This window comes from Sulfitobacter sp. SK011 (assembly GCF_003352065.1).
Lineage (GTDB): Bacteria > Pseudomonadota > Alphaproteobacteria > Rhodobacterales > Rhodobacteraceae > Sulfitobacter.
Window position 1 is genome coordinate 4,061,489 of sequence record NZ_CP025803.1, and the last position, 19,089, is coordinate 4,080,577.

Annotated in this window: 20 protein-coding genes; 14 read left to right on the top strand and 6 right to left on the bottom strand. The window is 58.4% G+C overall.

The features are described 5' to 3' along the window. The 3 genes from C1J02_RS20075 to C1J02_RS20085 are packed head-to-tail and all read right to left on the bottom strand — an operon-like array spanning position 1 to position 2,867. Positions 1-483: a MarR family winged helix-turn-helix transcriptional regulator gene (locus C1J02_RS20075; protein ID WP_114880150.1), complete on the bottom strand. Its 483-nt coding sequence runs from the start codon at positions 481-483 to the stop codon at positions 1-3. After that, a complete protein-coding gene (locus tag C1J02_RS20080; RefSeq protein WP_114880151.1) occupies positions 480-2,069 on the bottom strand; it encodes an NAD(P)/FAD-dependent oxidoreductase in 1,590 nt (529 codons plus the stop codon). Before C1J02_RS20080 ends, C1J02_RS20075 begins: the two co-directional genes overlap by 4 nt. A gap of 6 nt (positions 2,070-2,075) precedes the next feature. Continuing rightward, positions 2,076-2,867, bottom strand: coding sequence for a cyclase family protein (locus tag C1J02_RS20085; RefSeq protein ID WP_114880152.1), 792 nt, complete (start codon positions 2,865-2,867; stop codon positions 2,076-2,078). A 111-nt stretch (positions 2,868-2,978) separates the two neighbouring features. Here C1J02_RS20085 and C1J02_RS20090 point away from each other — a divergent pair, with 111 nt between their 5' ends. Genes C1J02_RS20090 through C1J02_RS20115 form a run of 6 tightly spaced genes read left to right on the top strand, consistent with a single transcriptional unit; the run spans position 2,979 to position 9,666 of the window. After that, entirely contained in the window at positions 2,979-4,547 is a 1,569-nt protein-coding gene (locus C1J02_RS20090; RefSeq protein WP_114880153.1) for an NAD(P)/FAD-dependent oxidoreductase, read from the top strand. A 20-nt stretch (positions 4,548-4,567) separates the two neighbouring features. Continuing rightward, entirely contained in the window at positions 4,568-6,094 is a 1,527-nt protein-coding gene (locus C1J02_RS20095; protein ID WP_114880748.1) for an ABC transporter substrate-binding protein, read from the top strand. A 60-nt stretch (positions 6,095-6,154) separates the two neighbouring features. Further along, entirely contained in the window at positions 6,155-7,165 is a 1,011-nt protein-coding gene (locus tag C1J02_RS20100; protein WP_162798391.1) for an ABC transporter permease, read from the top strand. Further along, entirely contained in the window at positions 7,158-8,009 is an 852-nt protein-coding gene (locus C1J02_RS20105) for an ABC transporter permease (RefSeq protein WP_114880154.1), read from the top strand. The genes C1J02_RS20100 and C1J02_RS20105 overlap by 8 nt, the downstream gene beginning before the upstream one ends. Beyond that, entirely contained in the window at positions 8,006-8,875 is an 870-nt protein-coding gene (locus C1J02_RS20110) for an ABC transporter ATP-binding protein (protein WP_114880155.1), read from the top strand. The genes C1J02_RS20105 and C1J02_RS20110 overlap by 4 nt, the downstream gene beginning before the upstream one ends. Next, positions 8,872-9,666 (top strand): ATP-binding cassette domain-containing protein, encoded by a 795-nt coding sequence (locus C1J02_RS20115; RefSeq protein WP_254693168.1) that lies wholly within the window; start codon positions 8,872-8,874, stop codon positions 9,664-9,666. The genes C1J02_RS20110 and C1J02_RS20115 overlap by 4 nt, the downstream gene beginning before the upstream one ends. 191 nt (positions 9,667-9,857) lie before the next feature. On the opposite strand, the gene C1J02_RS21000 is transcribed toward C1J02_RS20115, so the two are convergent. Continuing rightward, complete coding sequence (locus C1J02_RS21000; protein ID WP_162798392.1) at positions 9,858-10,079, bottom strand: hypothetical protein; 222 nt, start codon at positions 10,077-10,079, stop codon at positions 9,858-9,860. Between the two features lie 364 nt (positions 10,080-10,443). Between C1J02_RS21000 and C1J02_RS20125 the strand changes: the two genes are divergently transcribed. Beyond that, positions 10,444-11,007 carry a hypothetical protein gene (locus C1J02_RS20125; protein ID WP_114880158.1) on the top strand — a complete coding sequence of 188 codons (564 nt, stop codon included), beginning with the start codon at positions 10,444-10,446 and terminating at the stop codon, positions 11,005-11,007. Positions 11,008-11,016: 9 nt separating this feature from the next. Continuing rightward, positions 11,017-12,138 (top strand): aminotransferase class V-fold PLP-dependent enzyme, encoded by a 1,122-nt coding sequence (locus C1J02_RS20130; RefSeq protein ID WP_114880159.1) that lies wholly within the window; start codon positions 11,017-11,019, stop codon positions 12,136-12,138. Here C1J02_RS20130 and C1J02_RS20135 read toward each other — a convergent pair. Next, positions 12,135-13,298 carry a pyridoxal phosphate-dependent aminotransferase gene (locus C1J02_RS20135; protein ID WP_114880750.1) on the bottom strand — a complete coding sequence of 388 codons (1,164 nt, stop codon included), beginning with the start codon at positions 13,296-13,298 and terminating at the stop codon, positions 12,135-12,137. The two genes, C1J02_RS20130 and C1J02_RS20135, sit on opposite strands and share 4 nt — an antisense overlap. A gap of 92 nt (positions 13,299-13,390) precedes the next feature. Here C1J02_RS20135 and C1J02_RS20140 point away from each other — a divergent pair, with 92 nt between their 5' ends. The 3 genes from C1J02_RS20140 to C1J02_RS20150 are packed head-to-tail and all read left to right on the top strand — an operon-like array spanning position 13,391 to position 14,697. Beyond that, on the top strand, positions 13,391-14,113 hold the full coding sequence (locus C1J02_RS20140; protein ID WP_114880160.1) for an SDR family NAD(P)-dependent oxidoreductase: 723 nt from the start codon (positions 13,391-13,393) through the stop codon (positions 14,111-14,113). A 49-nt stretch (positions 14,114-14,162) separates the two neighbouring features. Then, entirely contained in the window at positions 14,163-14,405 is a 243-nt protein-coding gene (locus C1J02_RS20145; RefSeq protein ID WP_114880751.1) for a type II toxin-antitoxin system CcdA family antitoxin, read from the top strand. Further along, a complete protein-coding gene (locus C1J02_RS20150) occupies positions 14,398-14,697 on the top strand; it encodes a CcdB family protein (RefSeq protein WP_114880161.1) in 300 nt (99 codons plus the stop codon). Before C1J02_RS20145 ends, C1J02_RS20150 begins: the two co-directional genes overlap by 8 nt. A gap of 6 nt (positions 14,698-14,703) precedes the next feature. Here C1J02_RS20150 and C1J02_RS20155 read toward each other — a convergent pair whose 3' ends face one another. Then, positions 14,704-15,462 carry an MBL fold metallo-hydrolase gene (locus tag C1J02_RS20155; protein ID WP_114880162.1) on the bottom strand — a complete coding sequence of 253 codons (759 nt, stop codon included), beginning with the start codon at positions 15,460-15,462 and terminating at the stop codon, positions 14,704-14,706. A gap of 41 nt (positions 15,463-15,503) precedes the next feature. On the opposite strand from C1J02_RS20155, the gene C1J02_RS20160 reads away from it, so the two are divergent. The 3 genes from C1J02_RS20160 to xylB are packed head-to-tail and all read left to right on the top strand — an operon-like array spanning position 15,504 to position 19,058. Next, complete coding sequence (locus C1J02_RS20160) at positions 15,504-16,634, top strand: pyridoxal phosphate-dependent aminotransferase (protein WP_114880163.1); 1,131 nt, start codon at positions 15,504-15,506, stop codon at positions 16,632-16,634. Beyond that, the gene (locus tag C1J02_RS20165; protein ID WP_114880164.1) at positions 16,631-17,557 is read left to right on the top strand and encodes an amidohydrolase; all 927 of its coding nucleotides are present in this window, start codon (positions 16,631-16,633) and stop codon (positions 17,555-17,557) included. The genes C1J02_RS20160 and C1J02_RS20165 overlap by 4 nt, the downstream gene beginning before the upstream one ends. A 43-nt stretch (positions 17,558-17,600) precedes the next feature. Further along, positions 17,601-19,058 (top strand): xylulokinase, encoded by a 1,458-nt coding sequence (gene xylB / locus C1J02_RS20170; RefSeq protein WP_114880165.1) that lies wholly within the window; start codon positions 17,601-17,603, stop codon positions 19,056-19,058. The last annotated feature ends 31 nt before the right edge of the window (positions 19,059-19,089 follow it).

The window sequence follows — 19,089 nt, forward strand, 5'->3', positions numbered from 1 at the left end:
CTAAAAGTCGTGCTTGCGAATGTTGCGCAGCATCGTTTTCAAGGTGCCGACAAAGGCGCGTTTCTGGGCTTCATCAATGCCCTTGAACATCGCTTCATAGGCCAGCGACATATGCGGCCACAGCCGTTCATAGGTCTCGCGCCCGCTGTCGGTCAGGAACACGCGGGTGGCCCGGCTGTCGATTTCATCAGTTTCGCGGCGGATCAGACCATCGCGGTCAAGCGCGTCTAACGCCCTGCTTAGGGTCGATTGTTGCACCACAGCATAGACGGCCAATTCACGGATCAAGATGCCGTCGATTGTTGACAACACCGCCAGTGACCGCATCTGCGGGGTGGTCAACCCAAGTGCTGCCATTTCCGTCTGCAATGCTGCATTATAGCGCCCCATAATCCGGTTCATCAGGTAGGGCGCAAAATTCTCAAGGCCCATTTCGGCCAGTCGTATTGCCGCCGCTGTCGGGATCTCTGCGGATTCGTTCATGCGCCTGCCCCTTTGGATTTTTTCGACGCGCCAAGGGCATTGGCCACGTTGAACCCGGACCCGCCTCCAAGCCCCGGACCGGGATGGGTTGAGGCACCAATATGGTACAGCCCTTTGACGGGTGTGGTGTTGTTCACCTGCCCGGCGACAGGCCGCCAGACGAAAAACTGGTCCAGTGCACAGGCCCCTCCATAAGGATCGCCGCCCACCAGATTGACGTTCATCGCAGCAAGATCGGCGGGCGAATAGGCCCGGCGTTTGAGCTTGATTTCGTCAAAATTGCGAATGTGATTTTTCAGGATCGCCTCAATCCGGTCGGCAAAGGCCTCGCGGGTTTTCTCGGTCCATTCCGGCGTGGTTTTGATCTTGCCCCCGGCATCGCCTTTGATCTGCATCGGCGCGTCAGGAATTTGCAGCCAAAGCACCGCTTTACCCTCCGGGCACCGGCTTGGGTCCAACGCATGCGGCTGGCCCACACAGATCGTCGGTACCTCAGGTAACATGCCGCGCTCTGCTTCATTGCAGGATTTAGAGACTGAATCGACCCCATCAGCGAGATGGATCAGTGCGACATCCGCCAACCCGTCAGCGGCCCATTCGATCGGCCCGTCCAGCGCATAGTGCAGTTGGAAATTGCCGCGCCCATGGCGAAATTTCTTGGCGGTTTGCGGCGGCGATTGATCACCCAGCAACCCTTCATAGAGCTGCCCTGGTGCCGTGCTGGCGATCACATTCTTGGCATAGATTTGTTCATCATCCGTGGTGATGACGCCATGTACCTTGCCGCCATCGACCATGATCTTGCGCGCCTCAATGCCGGTGCGAATGACGCCGCCATGCGCCTCGATCAGCGACCGGAACGCTGCTGCCGCCTGCCCTGCCCCGCCTTTGACAATCGGTGCGCCTGCCGCCTCCAGCGCAAAGGCGATCACGCGGGACATCTGCCCGCCATAGCTGGCTTCGGGTGTCAAACCGACATGCAACACCCACGGGGCCCAGAGCGCCTGAACATCTGCGCTGTCATACCGGGTTTCCAGCCAGCCGCGCGCAGGTTCCAACGCCTCACCAAACCATGTCTTGAGACCGTTTAGCCCCCTTTTCCACGCCTGTTTTGCCAACAACCAACCCGTGCCTGCCGACCAGAGCGGTTGACCCAAGAGCGCAAACAGAAAATCAGCGTCCTGTTCAACACCGCCCACATCCGCTGCGTGCTGATCCCCGTCCCCTGCCCCACTTTGATTGAATGTGGCGACGTTCGCGGCCCTGTCCATCGACAAAGCCAACGCCGACCCATCAGGGCGCAGCACGGCTGTAGGGTGTTCGGAATGGCAGAACTCCAACCCATGCGCCGCCAGATCATCGCCCAACGCCCCATGCGCGGGCCCGGTCAAAAACAGCACAAACGTCGTCGCCATCACATCGTGATGATACCCCGGCAACGTCACCGCATCAGAAGTGTACATGCACCCGCCGATCCGGTCCTCTCGTTCAATCACCAGCACGCTGTCACCTTTGCGCGACAACAATGCGGCGGCCACCAACGCGTTGATGCCCGACCCGATTATCAGATGATCAAACGTCGCCACCGGGCCTTAGCCTTTTGGAACCAGCGCCAGCGCCCTGATCGGGCTGCCTGTCCCGTTTTCAATCTTGAGAGGTGCGGCAATCAGGATCGCACCCTTGGCAGGCAGCTTGTCGAGATTGGCAAGGCTTGCCAGACCAAAGCAGTTGTCGCGGTGCAGCAGGTTATGCGCAGGATACGGTGGGTCCATGCCCCCCGCCTGTCCCGCATCTGTGCCAATGCACTGGGTTCCCCAGCCGACGATTTTTTTCGACAACAGGTATTCAATGGCATCGGGCGTTGGCCCCGGCGAATGTGGCCCGCTGTCGTCGGCGTTCAAAAACGCGGCTTCGTCATCGACCCGGCTGTCCCAATCGGTGCGCATGACGACCCATTCGCCTTCACCAATTTCGCCGTATTGCTCTTCCCATTCCTTGATGCCCTTGGCGGTCAACAGATAATCCGCATCCTCCTGCGTCTGCTCAGAGCAATCAATGACGTTCACAGGCGCAATCAGGCGCTGCACGTCCAGCTTGTCAGTATAGCCGTCCGCGTAATCCTTGCCGGTGATCCAATGGTGCGGCGCATCAAAATGGGTGCCGGAATGTTCGCCCAACACCAGCCAGTTCCATGCAAAAAACGGCCCGTCATTATCGTATTCGGAAATCTTGTGAATCTCGACCTTCGGCGTGTTCTTGGCAAAGTCCGGCGGCAACTGCAAAATCGGCGTTTTGGGGCCAAGCACCCCTGAACAATCCACCACTTCGATGCCACCAGAGGCCAGCATCGCCCCTAAATTCTTTACGACGTTCGCAGCGCTCATATCGATATCTCCCTGAAAACTGCGCGATGTGCCTCGCGCTAAAGTTGATGAATCAATGCTAGACAAATTTATATGCGTTTGCAATTATCTTTGTCGGGGGACGCGACACGAATGACAACTGACCCAGACGCAATTATCATCGGTGCAGGGCACAACAGCCTTGCATGCGCCTGTCATTTGGCCAGCCACGGCTGGAAAGTTGCGGTCTATGAACAAGCAGCCGAACCCGGGGGTGCGGTCAAAACGGGGGCGTATACCCTGCCCGGCTTTCGGCACGATTGGGCGGCGATGAACCTGTCGCTGTTTGCCGGGTCCGCCTTTCACACGCAACACGGCAAAGAGCTGGCAGAGCACGGTCTGGCCTTTGCGCCGACAGGCAATCCATTTGCCAGCGTGTTTCCTGATGGTCGTTGGCTGGGCATATCAAACGATGTGGCACTGACCACTGATCGTGTGCGCGCCTTTTCTGAGGCGGATGCGAAAGCTTGGACCAAGCTTACAACTGACTTTCCGTCCGAGGCTGAAACCATCTTTGGCCTGCTGGGCAGCCCGATGAACAGGCGCGCCCTGTCGTCGCTGGGCTGGAATACATGGCGCAGGAAGGGCGGCGGCGGCACGCTTGATCTTGCGCGGTTCCTGATGATGTCGCCACGTGCATGGCTCGACCAGACGTTTGAATCCGACCATATTAAAGCAACCCTTGCAGCATGGGGCATGCACCTTGATTTCGCCCCAGACATCGCTGGCGGTGCGCTGTTCCCGTATCTGGAGGCGATGGCCGGTCAGGCCTTTGGCATGGTCCTGGGCCAGGGCGGTGCCGACACCGCAATCAACGCAATGGTAAAGATGTTAGAGGCGCACGGCGGATCCATTGAATGCGGCACGCCCGTTACGGGTATTGAACAGGCCGGGGGCCGCGCCACCGGGATCACACTGGCCGATGGCCGCTTTGTCGGGGCGCAAAAGGCGGTGATTGCCAATGTCACCCCAGCCGCTTTGCTGAAACTGACCGGCGGCACCGGCGACGCCCGGCACGAGGCGGCGATGCAGGGCTTTCAACACGCCCCCGGCACCATGATGATCCATCTTGCGATGGATGCCTTACCGGATTGGAAGGCACCCGAGCTGAAACAATTTGCCTATGTCCATATCGCGCCGTCGATGGATCAGATGGCGCGCACCTATGCGCAAGCCAAGGCCGGTCTGTTACCGGATGAGCCGGTGATCGTCTGCGGCCAACCAACCGTCGTTGATCCCACGCGCGCACCGGACGGCAAACACGTCCTCTGGCTGCAAATCCGCATGGCCCCCGGCACCATCAAAGGCGACGCGGCGGGCAAGATAAAGGCAAAAAGCTGGACCAAGGCCGCAACGCCCTTTGCAGACCGTGCGCTGGACATCCTAGAGGGTTATGCCCCCGGCACGCGTAAGAAAATCCTCGGCCAGCATATTGTCACACCGCTCATGTTAGAGACTGATAATCCCAATCTTGTCGGCGGCGATCAGGTTTGTGGCAGCCATCATTTGCACCAGCATTTCATGAACCGTCCCGCACGCGGGTATGCAGACGGGACGACCCCCATTCGCAATCTTTATCATACCGGGGCCGCCGTATGGCCCGGTGGCGGAACAGGCGCAGGGCCCGGCACCCTGCTTGCAAAAAAACTAGCCGGAAAATGAACAAAAAAGGGAGAAATCACATGTCACTATCCAGAAGAAACCTGCTGAAAACCTCGGTTGCCGCTGCGACGCTGGCCACCTTTGGCCTTCCCAGCTTTGCCCAGGAGATTGACGAGCTTGTCATCGCCTATAACGTCAACCTGCCAAGCTGGGACCCGACTGTGGGCCCTTCAGCGGTCAACCCAACGATCCAAGGCTTCTATCAGTCGGTTTTTGACCTCTATATTCCACAGAACCCCGACCTTACCTTTGGTGAGGGTCTTATCACCGGGCACGGCTGGAACGACGATCAAACCCAGATCTGGATGGACGTGCGCGAAGGCGTGACGTGGCACAACGGCGATCCCTTTACCGCCGAGGATGTTGCTTGGTCCCTGACCCGCGCGGCCAATGCGGAAACCGGCAACCCCATCCAATTCATCTGGGGCAAGGTTGAAAACATCACAGCTGACGGCAACCGTGTGACCGCAGACGTCAAGGAATATGAACCGACATTCTTTAAGTGGATGTCCTTTCTGACCGGCTATGTCCTGCCCAAGAAATACTACGAAGAAGTCGGCGCAGAGGGGTTTGAAGCCGCGCCGATTGGCACCGGCCCCTATATGGTCGAAAAATTCGAACGCAACGCCTTTGTCAGGCTCAAAGCCAATGAAAACTACTGGGGCGGTGCACCTGCGTTCAAAACCGTGACGATCAAATTCGTTACCGATGCCGCCAGCCGTGTCGCCGAACTGGAATCAGGCAACAGCCACGTGACATTGGAAGTGCCTTACGAAGAATTCGACCGCCTCAAGGCCAAGGACGGCATTCAGGGGGTGGCTGAACCCATCTCAGATATCGGCATGATTTTCCTCAATGATATTGAGGTGATGACCGACCCCAATGTGCGCAAGGCCGCGGCCCATGCCATCGACAAGCAGCTGATCGTTGACCGCTTGCTGTCAGGATACGGCGTCCCGATCGATACTTTGCAGACCCCAGACTATGTGGCTTTCGACGATACCATCAAGGTTGGATATGACCCTGAAAAATCCGTCGAATTGCTGGCCGCTTCCGGCTATGGCCCTGATAACCCAGTCAAATTCACGATCCAGACCACCAAGGGATTCAAGCCCAAGGATTACGAAATGATACAGGCCATCGTCGGTCTGTGGCGCAAGGTCGGGATTGAGGCAGAGATCGAAGTCTATGAGATCGCCAAACACTATGAGCTGCGCGCGGCCGATACGCTGGCCCCCGCTGCGTTTTACAACTGGGGCAACTCGGTCGGCGATCCGACCACCTCGACCGGGTTTGCGATGTTCGGGCCTTCGCCGCATTCCGTCTGGGATGGTGAGGATACGTTCAACGCGATCCTGCCACTTTGGGGTGAAAAGGATGAGGCCAAGCGCATTGCCGGCTGGAAAGAAGTTGACCGTCATATCGCCGAAGAAGCCGAGGTCATCCCCTTGCTGCAATATGTGCAACCCATTCTGCACGTATCCGGTGTCGCGGTCGTGCCTCACCGCTCTGGTGCGCTGTTGCCGCACCTGATGACGCGCAGCTGACACAGCTTTGTTGAACTGGCGGGGCCGTTGAATTGGCCCTGCCTTTTTGTCTGGATTCCCATGCCCCTTTTGCGCACGATCTTTATGCGGCTGATCAGCACCGCCATCACGCTTTTTGGCGTGGCGGTGATCGTTTTTGTCGTGATCCGTGTGGTCCCCGGCAACCCCATTGCGATGATGCTGCCCCCCGGGGCCACTGAAGCCGATATCGCAAGGTTAGAGACACAATACGGCTTTGATAAATCCATTTTTGAGCAGTTCGTCATCTGGATCGGCGGTGTCATTCAGGGTGATTTCGGCACCTCAATCTCTCTGCGCCAGCCGGTGTCGACACTTGTCCTGAACCGCCTGCCCGCGACGTTGGAATTAAGCATCGTGGCGCTGACCATCGCGGTGCTGATGGGGGGTGCCATGGCGCTCTTTGGTACACGGTTCCGGGACACCAAGGCGGAGGGGGCGATAGATGTTTCTGCTGGCATGGCCCTGTCGATCCCGGATTTCCTGTGGGGTTTGGTCTTAATCTTACTTTTTGGGGTGCTTTGGCCGATTTTTCACATCTCAGGTCGGATATCACCAAGCTTAAACATTGATTTCACTACGAATTTTTATCTGTTCGAGGCGATTGCCCGCCTGCGCTTTGACGTTATCGGCGACCTGATCGGGCATATGTTCATGCCTGCCCTTGCCCTTGCTATTCCACTGGCCGCGATCATCGCGCAGCTTTTGAAACAGTCCCTGAAAGAAACCATGCACCTCGATTATGTCACCCTTGCGCGCACCAAGGGGTACGCCGAAGGGCGCGTCATCACCCATGAGGCACTTCCCAATGCGATCCTGCCAACGCTGACGCTTGTGGGCGTACAGTTCACCTTTCTGATCGGCGGCACTGTGATTATCGAACGGCTGTTCAGCTATGAGGGTCTGGGCAACATGGCAATCGATGCGGTGATCAACCGTGATTTGCCGCTCATTCAGGGCATCGTCATTCTGTTCGCGCTCATCTTTACCCTGGTGAATTTGGCCGTCGACATGCTTTATACCGTGCTGAACCCGAGGTTGCGTCATGCATGATGCGCGTGGCGACGTGCGCCGCCCCGTTGGTCTGCGCCTCTGGCTTTCGGGTGGCTGGCTGACCCTGTTGGTTCTGGCAGCGCTCTGCGCGCCGCTGATCGCACCCCAAGACCCCCTTGCCCAGGATTTGTTCATGGGCCGCCTGCCCCCGTTCTGGGAACGCGGTACAGAGCCGGGTTTTTGGCTCGGCACCGATTCGTTGGGGCGCGACGTGCTGTCCCGCATACTCTATGGGGCGCGCTTGGCCCTGATCGTGGCGGTGGTCGCGGGGACACTCACCTGCATCATCGGGGCGACACTGGGCTTGATCGCGGGCTTTTATCGCGGCTGGCCGGATCGGATCATCAGCCGGTTCGTCGATATCTGGATGGCCTTTCCCCCCGTGCTCTTTGCGATCTTGTTGATCGCTGTTCTGGGAACCGGTCTGACCTCTATCATCATCGCCATTGTCATTATTGACTGGACGCGTTTTGCCCGCGTCATCCGCGCCGAGGCCCTGTCGCAATCCGCGATGGATTATGTGGAGTCCGCGCGGGTCGCCGGGCGCACCCGGTTCGGCACAATGATCACCGAGATTCTGCCCAACGTCCTGCCCACCATCATCGCCTTGCTGACCCTTGAAATGGGCATCGCGGTCATTGTCGAAGCAATCCTGTCATTCGTAAACCTGTCGATCTCAACCGACAGCCCGACATGGGGCGGCATGATATCTGAAGGGCGCACATCGGTGCATCAGGCGTGGTGGGTTCTGGTGTTTCCGCTGATCACCCTGTTCCTGACAGTGCTCAGCTTTTCGCAATTGGGCGAAGGGTTGAAAGACCGCTTTGATCCGGTGCTGCGATGAACGCCTATCTGTCCATCCGCAATCTGAGTGTCGCCCTGCGCGGCGGCGGGCGGATTTTGCGGGATATGTCGCTGAACGTGGCTGCGGGTCAGGTGCATGGGCTGGTGGGTGAATCCGGTGCTGGCAAGTCGATGATCGGCAAGGCCATTCTGGGCACCCTGCCCCGCGCATTGGAAGTTACAAACGGTCAGATATGGCTCGACGGTGTGGATCTGCTGACCTTGCCGTCAACGGTGCGGCGCAGGCGCATCGGGGCCACGGCGGCCTTGATCCCGCAGGACCCGCTGACCGCGCTGAACCCGTCGCGCCGCATTGGCCCGCAAATCACCCGCCGGTTGGTGGATATTCTGGGATGGTCAAAGACAGACGCGCAGGCCCGTGCGCTGGAACTTCTGGACGAGGTGCAAATCCGCGACCCGGACCGTGTCATGCGCAATTATCCGCATGAGTTGTCCGGCGGGATGCGGCAGCGCATCCTCATCGCCTCTGCCTTTGCGGCAGAACCGAAACTGATCATCGCTGACGAACCCACAACCGCGCTTGATGTGACCGTGCAAAAACAGATCCTGCGCCTGATTGCTGAGATGCAGGACCGCCATGGAACCGCACTTTTGTTCGTGACCCATGACCTTGGCGTGGTGTCCAAAGTCTGTGACACGCTTTCGGTGCTTTATGCGGGCAAGGTTGTCGAAGACGCGCACATGCATCGGTTCTTCATGTCGCCTATCCATCCCTATTCAGCGGCCTTGCTGGCGGCGACGCCCACCTATACCGACCCCACCCGCAGCCTGACACCCGTCCCACAGAGGGTCATCGACCGGGTGGAACAGGACGTTGCAGAGCACGACATCAGGCACCGCATATGATGTATCAGATCAACAACCTGCATCTGTCGCTGCCTGACATGACGCGCAAACCCCTTATTGGGGCGGCACCGCGTATCAATATCCTCAAGGGGCTGTCCTTTGAGGTGCCGAAAGGCGCGGTTCTGGGCATTGTCGGCGGGTCCGGGTCCGGCAAATCGACCCTTGGACGGGCGATGCTGCGCCTGCTGGAGCCCACCACCGGACAAATCCTCTTTGATGGCACCGACATTACCCATGCGCCCGAAGACGATCTGCGGCACTTGCGGAAACGGTTTCAGATGGTGTTTCAAGACCCGATGTCCTCGCTCAATCCGCGCCGTCGTGTCGGGGGTATCATTGCCGGTCCTTTGCGGCTGCATGGTTTTGAGGGGCCGCGCGGGCGGGTGGACGACGCCCTTGATCTGGTCGGACTGCCCCGTAGTTTTGCGCAGCGGTATCCGCATGAATTGTCAGGGGGACAGCGGCAGCGGGTGGGCATCGCCCGCGCAATTGCGTTGCGCCCTGACTTTATCCTCGCGGATGAAATCGTCTCGGGGCTGGATGTCTCGTCGCAGGCGCAGGTGCTTAAAGTCCTCGAAGATCTGGTCCAGGAGCTTGGCCTGACGCTTGCCTTCATCAGCCACGATCTGTCGGTGATCCGGCGCCTTTGTGACCGGGTCATCGTTCTGCAAAATGGGGCAATCGTGGAAAAGGCAGAAACCGCGACGTTGTTCGATGCGCCTCAGGCGGAGTATACCAAAGAACTCCTGGCAGCGATCCCCCTGCCAGACCCCCATCAGCCGTGGGATTGATTGCCCATGGGCAATTCATCGGAAATATATATTATTTCAGTGGGTTAAGTGCTTTCAAGCTAAGCCCGAAGAGCGTAGCGAACGCTTTACCCAATCAATCAGCTCCACCGCCAACACGCCAATACGCCAATACGAAAAACAGCTTAGCCATTGATATAAAAAGAGAAATCAAAGAATTGCCCTTGGGCAACTCAGGTCTTGCGCTGTTTGAGAAAGCGATCGAAGGCGGCGCGCAGGGATGCTTCGCTCAGATCCGCATCAAACTCGGCCAGATAGGTTTTGCCCCGCTTGCGGATCGATAATCCGCGTTCGCCTGTTGAGCGGTCAAAAAGCTGCGCACCCCTGACCTTTGGCTTGGCCACCTTGGGGTTCGCAGCCGCCTTGAGCCGTTTGAACACCTCGGTCGCATCCACATAACCGCCCTGCCCCTGGGCCGCGCGGGCCTGGGTTTTGGCCAGATATTGGCCTCTGCCAGCAAAGCTTCGGCTTGTTTTGGATTGCTCAGCAAGGGTTTTAGATCCCGCGCATGGCGTTCGCGTATGTCGCGCTTGCTGGCAAAAGCGTTGAGCACGGCCTCTGGCATTTTGGCCAAAACCAGATAACGCGATCGTCTTCATCGGTGAGTAAGGCATAGTCCCGGTTGTAGCGCGCTCACATCCGGCATCGGGGAGTGGGTGAATACCGTTACAATCTGGGTGATAGATGGATCAGCTTCAATTGGCTAACTTACATTTAGACAAAAACAAAAGTAAGTTGTGTGGGTAAGACGGAGGTAAGATGAGCCCGACCTATAGGACAATTGACGCGCGGCAAAAGGCAAAGTCCTTGGTAAAGCCGGGAGCGTCGTTGGGCCTGGTTGAGGTCACCACACACACACTCGCGGATCGACCGATCTACAACCAGCTTCTGGAAACGACGTTGGATGCCGTCGAAAAGCTTGTAACACATGTCATTGCAAGATGCGATCTGCGAAGGAGTGTGGAGGTCGAGCCGATCAAGACCGGGCACCGCGTCACCCATGTTGAGCTGCGCTGGTGGCGCAAGGATGCGGGCGGCGAGGCTGAGGTGGAGCGGGAATTGCAATTCTCAAAAGTCGGCCGCAAGGAGCGGGTGACAGCCAAAGCGGATGCGGTGCGGCCACGCCCCGGTTGGCTGGATGCCAAGGGTGCTGCGTTGCGGTCGGAGACTTACGAGACGGCAAAGCTTCGGTTTCCGGGTTATGATATCTATTTCGTTGAAGGCGAGTGGCGGGCTTGGGCCGGTGGCAAGCCGCCCGCCCGTGAGCCAGACAAGGCCTACCTCGCGTTTTTTAAGACCTATGTGCAGAATAACTCAATTTAGAGACTTATCATGACCCAGGCTGACCCCGGCTATTTTCTGTATCATTCCATCGGCCAGTATCCCGGAAAGGCGGAAGATATGACTGCCGCTCTGGGCGAATTTTCCCAAATTTGGGGGGCGATGGATGACGTCCAATGGCCAAAAGTTCTGACCAAACGCATGGAATTCATCGACCTGTGGCGCGCCTTGCTGGACGCGCCGGGCGGCACGGTCACCAGCGCCGAAAATGTGACAACAGGATTGTTTTCGATCCTCGGCGGCCTGCCAGAAAATCGGTTGCGGGACCGTCGGGTCCTGATCGCGGCGGATTGTTTTCCGTCGCTGCATTTCTTGCTGAATGGGTTGGCGGCGCGGATGGGGTTCACGCTGCACACCGTCCCGATCCGTGAAGGCGAATTCTGGGTGCGGGATGAGGACATGATCGCGGCATGGGGCCCGGATGTTGGGCTGGCCTTGCTGACCTGGGTGACGTCCACATCATCGCACCGCTGCGATCTGGCGGCACTGACGGCACATGGGGCCAAAATGGGGTCACTGGTCGGTGTGGACCTGACGCAGGGAATTGGCATCATTCCATTTTCACTGGCGCAATATCCGGTCGATTTTGTGGTGGCATCCTCGCTCAAATGGCTTTGCGGGACACCGGGGGCCGGCATCATTCAGATGCGTGCCGATCTGCTGAAAGAGGTAAAGCCGGAATTGCGGGGCTGGTTCAGTCAGGACAATCCGTTTTCGTGGGATTTGGATGCATTTGACTATGCGCCCGATGCCCGTCGGCTGGAACACGGCACCCCGTCCGTGCTGGCCTGTCTGGGGTCTGTGCCGGCGTTGCGGTGGCATGCGGCACAAACCGATTTACTGGTCCGCAACCGCGAAATGACGGTGATGATCATCGAAGAGGCGGGCAGGGCTGGCCTAACCCTTGCCACCCCACACGCCGAAGCGGAGCGGGGCGGGTCCGTGATGTTGAAAATGCCAGACGCCACAGACACAAGCGCGGTCATTGCCCAGCTGGCAAAACACGGCGTGCTGGCAGATTGCCGGGGTCAGATCCTGCGTCTGTCGCCCGGTGCCGTGACCGAATTGCGCCATGTGGAACATTTGTGTGCGGCGCTGCATGCAGTGACTTAGAGGGCGTTGAAAAACCGCTGCATGCGGTCCATCGCCTCGGTCAATACGTCAAGTTCGGCACAGCCGAAACACACCCGCAGATGGCCTTCCCCGGCCGGGCCGTAGAAACTGCCGGCCTCGACCACCACGCCGGTTTCGGCAAGCAGTTGATCTGCACAGTCCTGCGCACTGAGCCCGGTGGCGGTAATGTTGGGAAAGGCATAGATTGTCCCCTCAACCGGGGCGCAGCTTACGCCGGGCATCTGGTTCAGCCGCGCCACCACCATATCACGCCGCGCCTGATCCCGTGCTACCATGTCCCTGAGGACGGTCGGATCGCCGGTCAAGGCGGCCAGCGCCCCATGCTGGACAAAGGTGTTCACATGGGTGACTTCGTTTGTGGTGATCTTCATGCAAGGGCCAATCAGGGCGGCGTCAGCGGCGATATAGCCCAGCCGCCAGCCGTCCATCGCGTGGGATTTGGTAAAGGCGCACATCGTGATGGTGCGTTCTTTCATGCCCGGCAGTGACGCGATTGAGATGTGTTGAGCCCCGTCATAGGTGATCTCTTCGTACACCTCGTCGGACAGCACCAGCAGGTCGTGTTTTTGCGCAAGATCGGCAAGCTGTTGCAGTTCACCGCGGGAATAGACGCGGCCGGTGGGGTTGCACGGGTTGATCAGGGCGATGGCACGGGTCGCTGGGGTGATATGTGGCTCTATCAAGGCGGAGTTGATTGAAAATCCGTTGGCCGCATCCAATGGCGCGATGGTGACGCGGGCACCGGCAAGTTCGGCCTTGCCAATGTGCTGGGGGTAATAGGGGGCCAAGAGCAGACATTCGTCGCCCTCATCAAGAAAGGCCATGAATGCGGCAAAAGACGCCTGGGTCAGCCCGTTGGTCACGATGATTTCGTCTGGCGTGACGTCGATGTTGTTCTGGCGGCGCAGTTTGTCGGCAATGGCGCGGCGCAAATCGGGCAGGCCCTGCAGATCAGAGTAATGCACCGCCCCGTCCTGAAGGGCCGCGATGGTCGCATCTTTGATGTGTTGCGGCGTATCTTCGGCGGGCATACCAAGTTCGAGGTGAATGAGATCGCCTGACATCCGGGACGCTTTGGCAAACATCCCAAAATCTTTCGGTGAGGTTTCAGTGATGCGGCGGGCAGGGCGGATCGGCATGATGCACTCCTTGCTTGGCGAGATATGTGCGTTTACATATATACCGAAATAACGCGGGCGCAGACAAATGGCCACAGGCATCGGGGGATAATATGGATAAGGTTGCAGTGGTGACAGGGGCCGCCGGAGGCATGGGACGCGCGATTGTGGCGCGGTTGATGGCCGATGGTCTGCATGTTGTCGGGCTGGATGTCGATGCTGCCGGATTGTCCGACATGGCAGCAGATGGGTTCGAAGGGATCGTGACAGACTTGATGGATGTCGCCGCCATCACCAGGGCATTTGAAGACATTGGCGCGGCGCATGGTGGCATTGATGTCTTGGTGAACAATGCCGGCACCTGTTTCATGTCTGAATTTCCCAACATCCCCGCCGAAGAGTTTGAACAACAAATGCAGCTGAATTTTTCAGGGGCATTTCATTGTTGTCAGGCGGTGATCAAGTTGATGACGGGGCGTGAAGGCGTGCGCAAGATCGTCAATATCTCGTCCAATGGAGCCTATAATTTTGATGTCTTTGACCCGCCGCATTACCGGGCGTCCAAGGCGGCGCTGGACACGCTCACAAAAGACCTCGCGCGGCGCTATGCCAAAGACAAGATTGCGGTGAATTCCATTGCCCCCGCCATGACCGAAACACCTTTGTTTGGTGTGCTGAGCGCAGAAACCCTTGCCAAAGCGGTAGCGCAGATGCCGCATGGTCGGGCGATGCTGCCCAGTGAAATTGCCGATTGGGTTGGATTTCTGGTGTCTCCTGCGGGCGATATATCCAGCGGGAATGTGATCATCCTGAACCAGGGGCGCGATGTGCGTTGACGATGTTTTCCTTTATGCGCATACTGAATGCGCATGGACTGAGGATGATATGAACAAGCAGACATCATTGCGCAAAGCAACAAATGTATCGCTCGATTCCGAGCTGTTGAAAGATGCCAAGGCACTTGGCGTGAACATCAGCCGTGCCGCCGAAGAAGGTGTGAATGATGCGGTGCGCAAGGCCAAGGGCGAGGCGTGGAAGCGCGAAAATGCGGCGTCGCTTGAGGCCTGGAATGAATGGGCCGAGGTGAACGGTCTGCCGCTGGAAAAGTACCGCATGTTCAATGTCTAAATACAATCTGCATCCGACGCAGGTCGAAGGCGAATATTTGCTGGACGTGCAAACCGATCTGCTGGATGTGCAATCCACCCGAATGATGGTGCCCGTATTGCCGCAAGCCGCTGTGCCAAACGCGGTACGTTCGCTTCATCCCGCGTTCGATATGGATGGCAAAATGTTTGTGATGGCAACGCATCTCATGGGTGCAGTGCCAAAGGCCGCGTTGCGCCCGCCGATCAGAAATTTCGCAGAGCACGGCGATCAGATCACCCGCGCTTTGGATTTCCTGTTTCAGGGGTATTAGGCCCGTTCACGTAAACCAGTCAGGTGCCTTTTTCAGGTCGGGCCATTGTTCGGGGCCGTGCCCATAAATCACCAGAGCATCCCGTTCTTTGGCCAAGGCCATCAACCGGTCTGCGTGATAGATTGCCTGATCCACATCCCAAGAGCCGGCAAATTTCTCGTCGATTTCGGATGCACGGCTGATCGCGTCTGAGGTCAGCAGAACCCAACCGGTATGTGGCAGACGCACCATAAACGCCAATTGGCCCGGCGCATGACCGGGGCAATGCAGGATCTCGAAATCAGGGCCAAGCGTTATGTCCTTGTCGATCAGATGATAGTCGCGGTCGGGCCATTCCAGTGCCTGCTTGCCCGACCAGTAAAGCGGGCGGGGCAGGGCGCGTTCATCGGCTGACATCAAAATTGGTGCCTGGGGGTAGCCTGCCATGTCGCCGACGTGATCAATGTGCGTATGGCTTTGGATCATCAAAGTCACATCAGACTTGCGCAGCCCAAGCTTGGCCAGCTGCGGCCCCGGCATGTTGTCGGGTGTAACTGACAGGACGCGCCCAAAACTGCCCAGCTCGTCCTCGCGTGTTGCGGCGTCGGCATCCACTGCATATTTTTGCGGAAACCCGGTGTCGATCAGCACAACTTCGCCCACGTCGGTTTCGATCAACGTCCCGCAAATGCCAATCGTGCGCGGTCCAGCGTGGACCTCAAAGAGCCCGTAATCCAGCACGGCAAGGCGTTTCGGTTTGCCCTTTAGCGTCACTTGGTTTCTCATGGGCGCAGCCCCTTTCAGGGGGAGTTAGCCGGGGGACCGCGATGAAAGTCAAGATACACAGGCTGTTTGAGTATCTGCTTGAAACCACCAATGCCGCACCCGAGGCGATTGTCGGTTTTTCGCTGTCCGGCTCGCCTGTGTTGGCCGATTACCTGAATGATCTGGACCCCAATCTGTCGCTGGACTGGAACAACCGGGATTTTCGCGGGCTGCCGGAACTGCGCGATCATGTGTTGGCGCAAGCGGGGTTGAGCGCCATGTGCACACCTTCGGACGTTTTGATCACTGCGGGTGCGGCAGAGGCGAACTATCTGGCAATCATGCAATTGGTACAGCCAGGCGATGAGATTGTGATCGAAACGCCCGGCTGGCCGCAAGCCGAGGTCTTGGCCAAGGCCATCGGCGCGCATGTGGTCAAGGTTGAGCGGCAGGAGGCGGACGCCTGGCGCTTGCCGCTGGACCGGGTGGCGGCCAGCGTATCGGCGCAGACCAGAATGATCTTTATCTCAAACCCCAACAATCCAACCGGTGATTTGTTAAACGCTGATGACATTGCCGAACTGGTGCGGATTGCCGACAGTGTCGGTGCGTGGCTTTTGATAGATGAGGTTTATGCGGGCCTTGAATGGGACGGGCCACGCAGCGCCTCGGTGGCGGGCATGTATGCGCGCGGCATCACGACCGGGTCAGTCAGCAAGGCCCTCGGCCTGCAAGGACTGCGCACCGGGTGGTTGATCTGTCCTGATGCGCAGATGGTGATGGATGCGGTAATCCTGCGCGAAAACGCCTCAGAGATTATGAATATCTTGGGCGAGGTGATCGCCGAGGTGGCCTTGCGCCCCGATCGCTATGGCCCCGCGATGGATAAAGCGCGGCGCGAGGGGGCGGCGAATTTGGTGCAGATGGACAGGTGGGTCGCGGACCAAGAGGGATTGAGTTGGGTCAGTCCACGTGCCGGGTTGATCGGGTTGGCGCGGTTGCCAGATGGCATCGACAGTGATGAATTCGCCAAGGTCTTGCTGGCCGACCCATACCGCACGTTTTTGCTGCCCGGCAGTGCCTATGATCAGCCGGGGCACATTCGCCTGGGTGTGGGTGGCGGCGCATCAGTGAACCTTGCCAAAGGGTTGGACAGGGTATCGCAGGCGTTGGCGGATTGGGGGCAATCATGAACACGAAAGCGGATACTTTTCCGATCATCGACGCCCATCACCATCTTTGGGCACCGCAAAGTGATCCGGGGCAGGTTGGTTATGTTTGGCTGCGCAATCTTGGCGCGATGAAACCGTTTGGTGACCCGACACCGATTCAGCGTGATTACCTGATTGACGAATTTCTGGCGGAGCCGGACCCACGCACCCTCGCCGGGTCCGTGCATGTGCAATGCGATCCGAAACTGCCCAACCCGATTGCAGAGACCGCGTTTATCCAAGGCATCAGCGACGCATCCGGGCATCCGATCATGATCGTCGGTTTTGCAGATTTGGCTGCCGGAGATTTTGCCGATCAGCTTTCCGGGCATCTGGCCCATGCCAATCTGCGCGGCATTCGCCAGATCATTGCCCACCTGCCGGACAGGCCTGACATCAGCTTTGCGGCAACCAACCTGCTGGCAGATCTGACCTGGCGGGGGCAATATGCACTGCTGGCTGATCACGGGCTCAGTTTTGATCTGCAGCTCTATCCAGAACAGATGCCTGAGGCCGCAGATTTCCTGGCCCAGCATCCTGATGTTTCCGTTGTTATCGACCATATTGGGTCGCCCCATGACCTGAGCGATGCAGGGCTGACCAGATGGTCGAGCGGTATGCGCGCGCTGGCGCACTTGCCCCATGTCTGTGTCAAACTGTCCGGCTATGCGATGTATTTCCGCAGCGAACTGGCGGGAAAAGCGGTGCGGTTGACCCAAGACACACTGCGGATGTTTGGCCCGGATCGGGTGATGTTTGGCAGCAACTTTCCAGTTGACAGCCTGCATCTGACCTATCCTGATCTGCTCAATTTTGTGATCGGGCAGGTGGATGATGATCCGAGTGTTTTGGAAAAAGTGATGTACCGCAACGCGCATCGTTTTTATCGATTTGGCGGCACCTGATATTAGCGCTAACATCAACCAAAATTCGAGAGAGGGGACGCATGTGTTTCTAGGATTGGACCTTGGTACATCTGGCCTGCGGGCACTGCTGGTCGACGAAACCGGCACCACCATCGGCGCGGCAGAGGCGCATTATAGCGTGAGCCACCCGCATCCGGGATGGAGCGAACAGGACCCGCAACACTGGTTGGATGCGCTTGCCACAACCCTTGCCGCGTTGCGCGCAGATCATGCAGATGCAGTGTCGAAGCTGCGGGGCATCGGCATTTCAGGGCATATGCACGGTGCGACGCTGATTGATGAAAAAGGCGCGGTGCTGCGGCCATGTATCTTGTGGAATGACACCCGCAGTCATGCAGAAGCCGCGCATCTTGATGCTGACCCGCAGGTGCGCGCATTGTCTGGCAATATTGTATTTCCCGGCTTTACGGCCCCCAAATGCATGTGGGTGGCGACACATGAACCACAGGTGTTTGCCTTGATCGCAAAGGTACTGCTGCCCAAGGATTACCTGTCATATTGGTTAATCGGGCGGGCGGTCTCAGAAATGTCCGATGCTGCTGGCACCTCATGGCTGGATGTGGGTGCACGTGCCTGGTCCGACGTGTTGTTGACCGCATCCGGCATGCGCCGCGACCAGATGCCTGATTTAGTTGAGGGCAGCCAGGTGGCAGGCACGGTTGATGACAGCCGCGCCGCTCAGCTGGGGTTGCCGAAGGGCGTGCAGGTTGTCGGCGGTGGTGCCGACAACGCAGCGGCGGCTTGCGGTGTTGGCGCGCTGCACGAAGGGCAGGGGTTCGTCTCGCTCGGCACCTCGGGTGTGCTGTTGGCCGCCCGCGACAGTTTTGCGCCGATGCCCGCCTCTGCCGTTCATACGTTTTGCCATGCCATTCCCGATGCCTGGTATCAGATGGGGGTCATTCTGGCGGCCACGGACAGCCTGAACTGGTTGTCGGGCATTCTGGAAACACCGGCAGGGGACCTGGCAGGTGCGCTGGATGATCACATTGGCGAACCGCAGCAGGTGCGGTTTCTGCCCTATTTGTCCGGCGAACGGACCCCGCATAACGACAGCTCCATTCGCGGCGCATTTCTGGGCCTCGACATCGGCACGGACCGCGCAGCGCTGGTGCGCAGTGTGATGGAAGGGGTCAGCTTTGCCTTGCGCGACAGTCTGGAGGCACTGAAATCGACGGGTGCCAGGCTGGACCGCGTGCTGGCCATCGGCGGTGGCGCACGGTCACCCCATTGGGTCGAGTTGTTGGCGACCATTCTCGACCTTCCTGTTGATCTGCCCGCGCAGGGCGAATTCGGTGCCGCACTGGGCGCCGCAAGGTTGGCGATTTGTGGGGTCACAGGGGCCGATCCGAAAAAGGTCATGACGCCGCCATTGGTTCAAAAAACAATCCACCCGCGGCAGGATGTATCGGCGCAATATGAGGCGGCGTACCAACGGTTTCACGCCAGTTACCCGGTGCTCAGGCAGTTGCGTTGTCGCTGACAATGCAAGCTGGCTTTCCGTATATACGCAC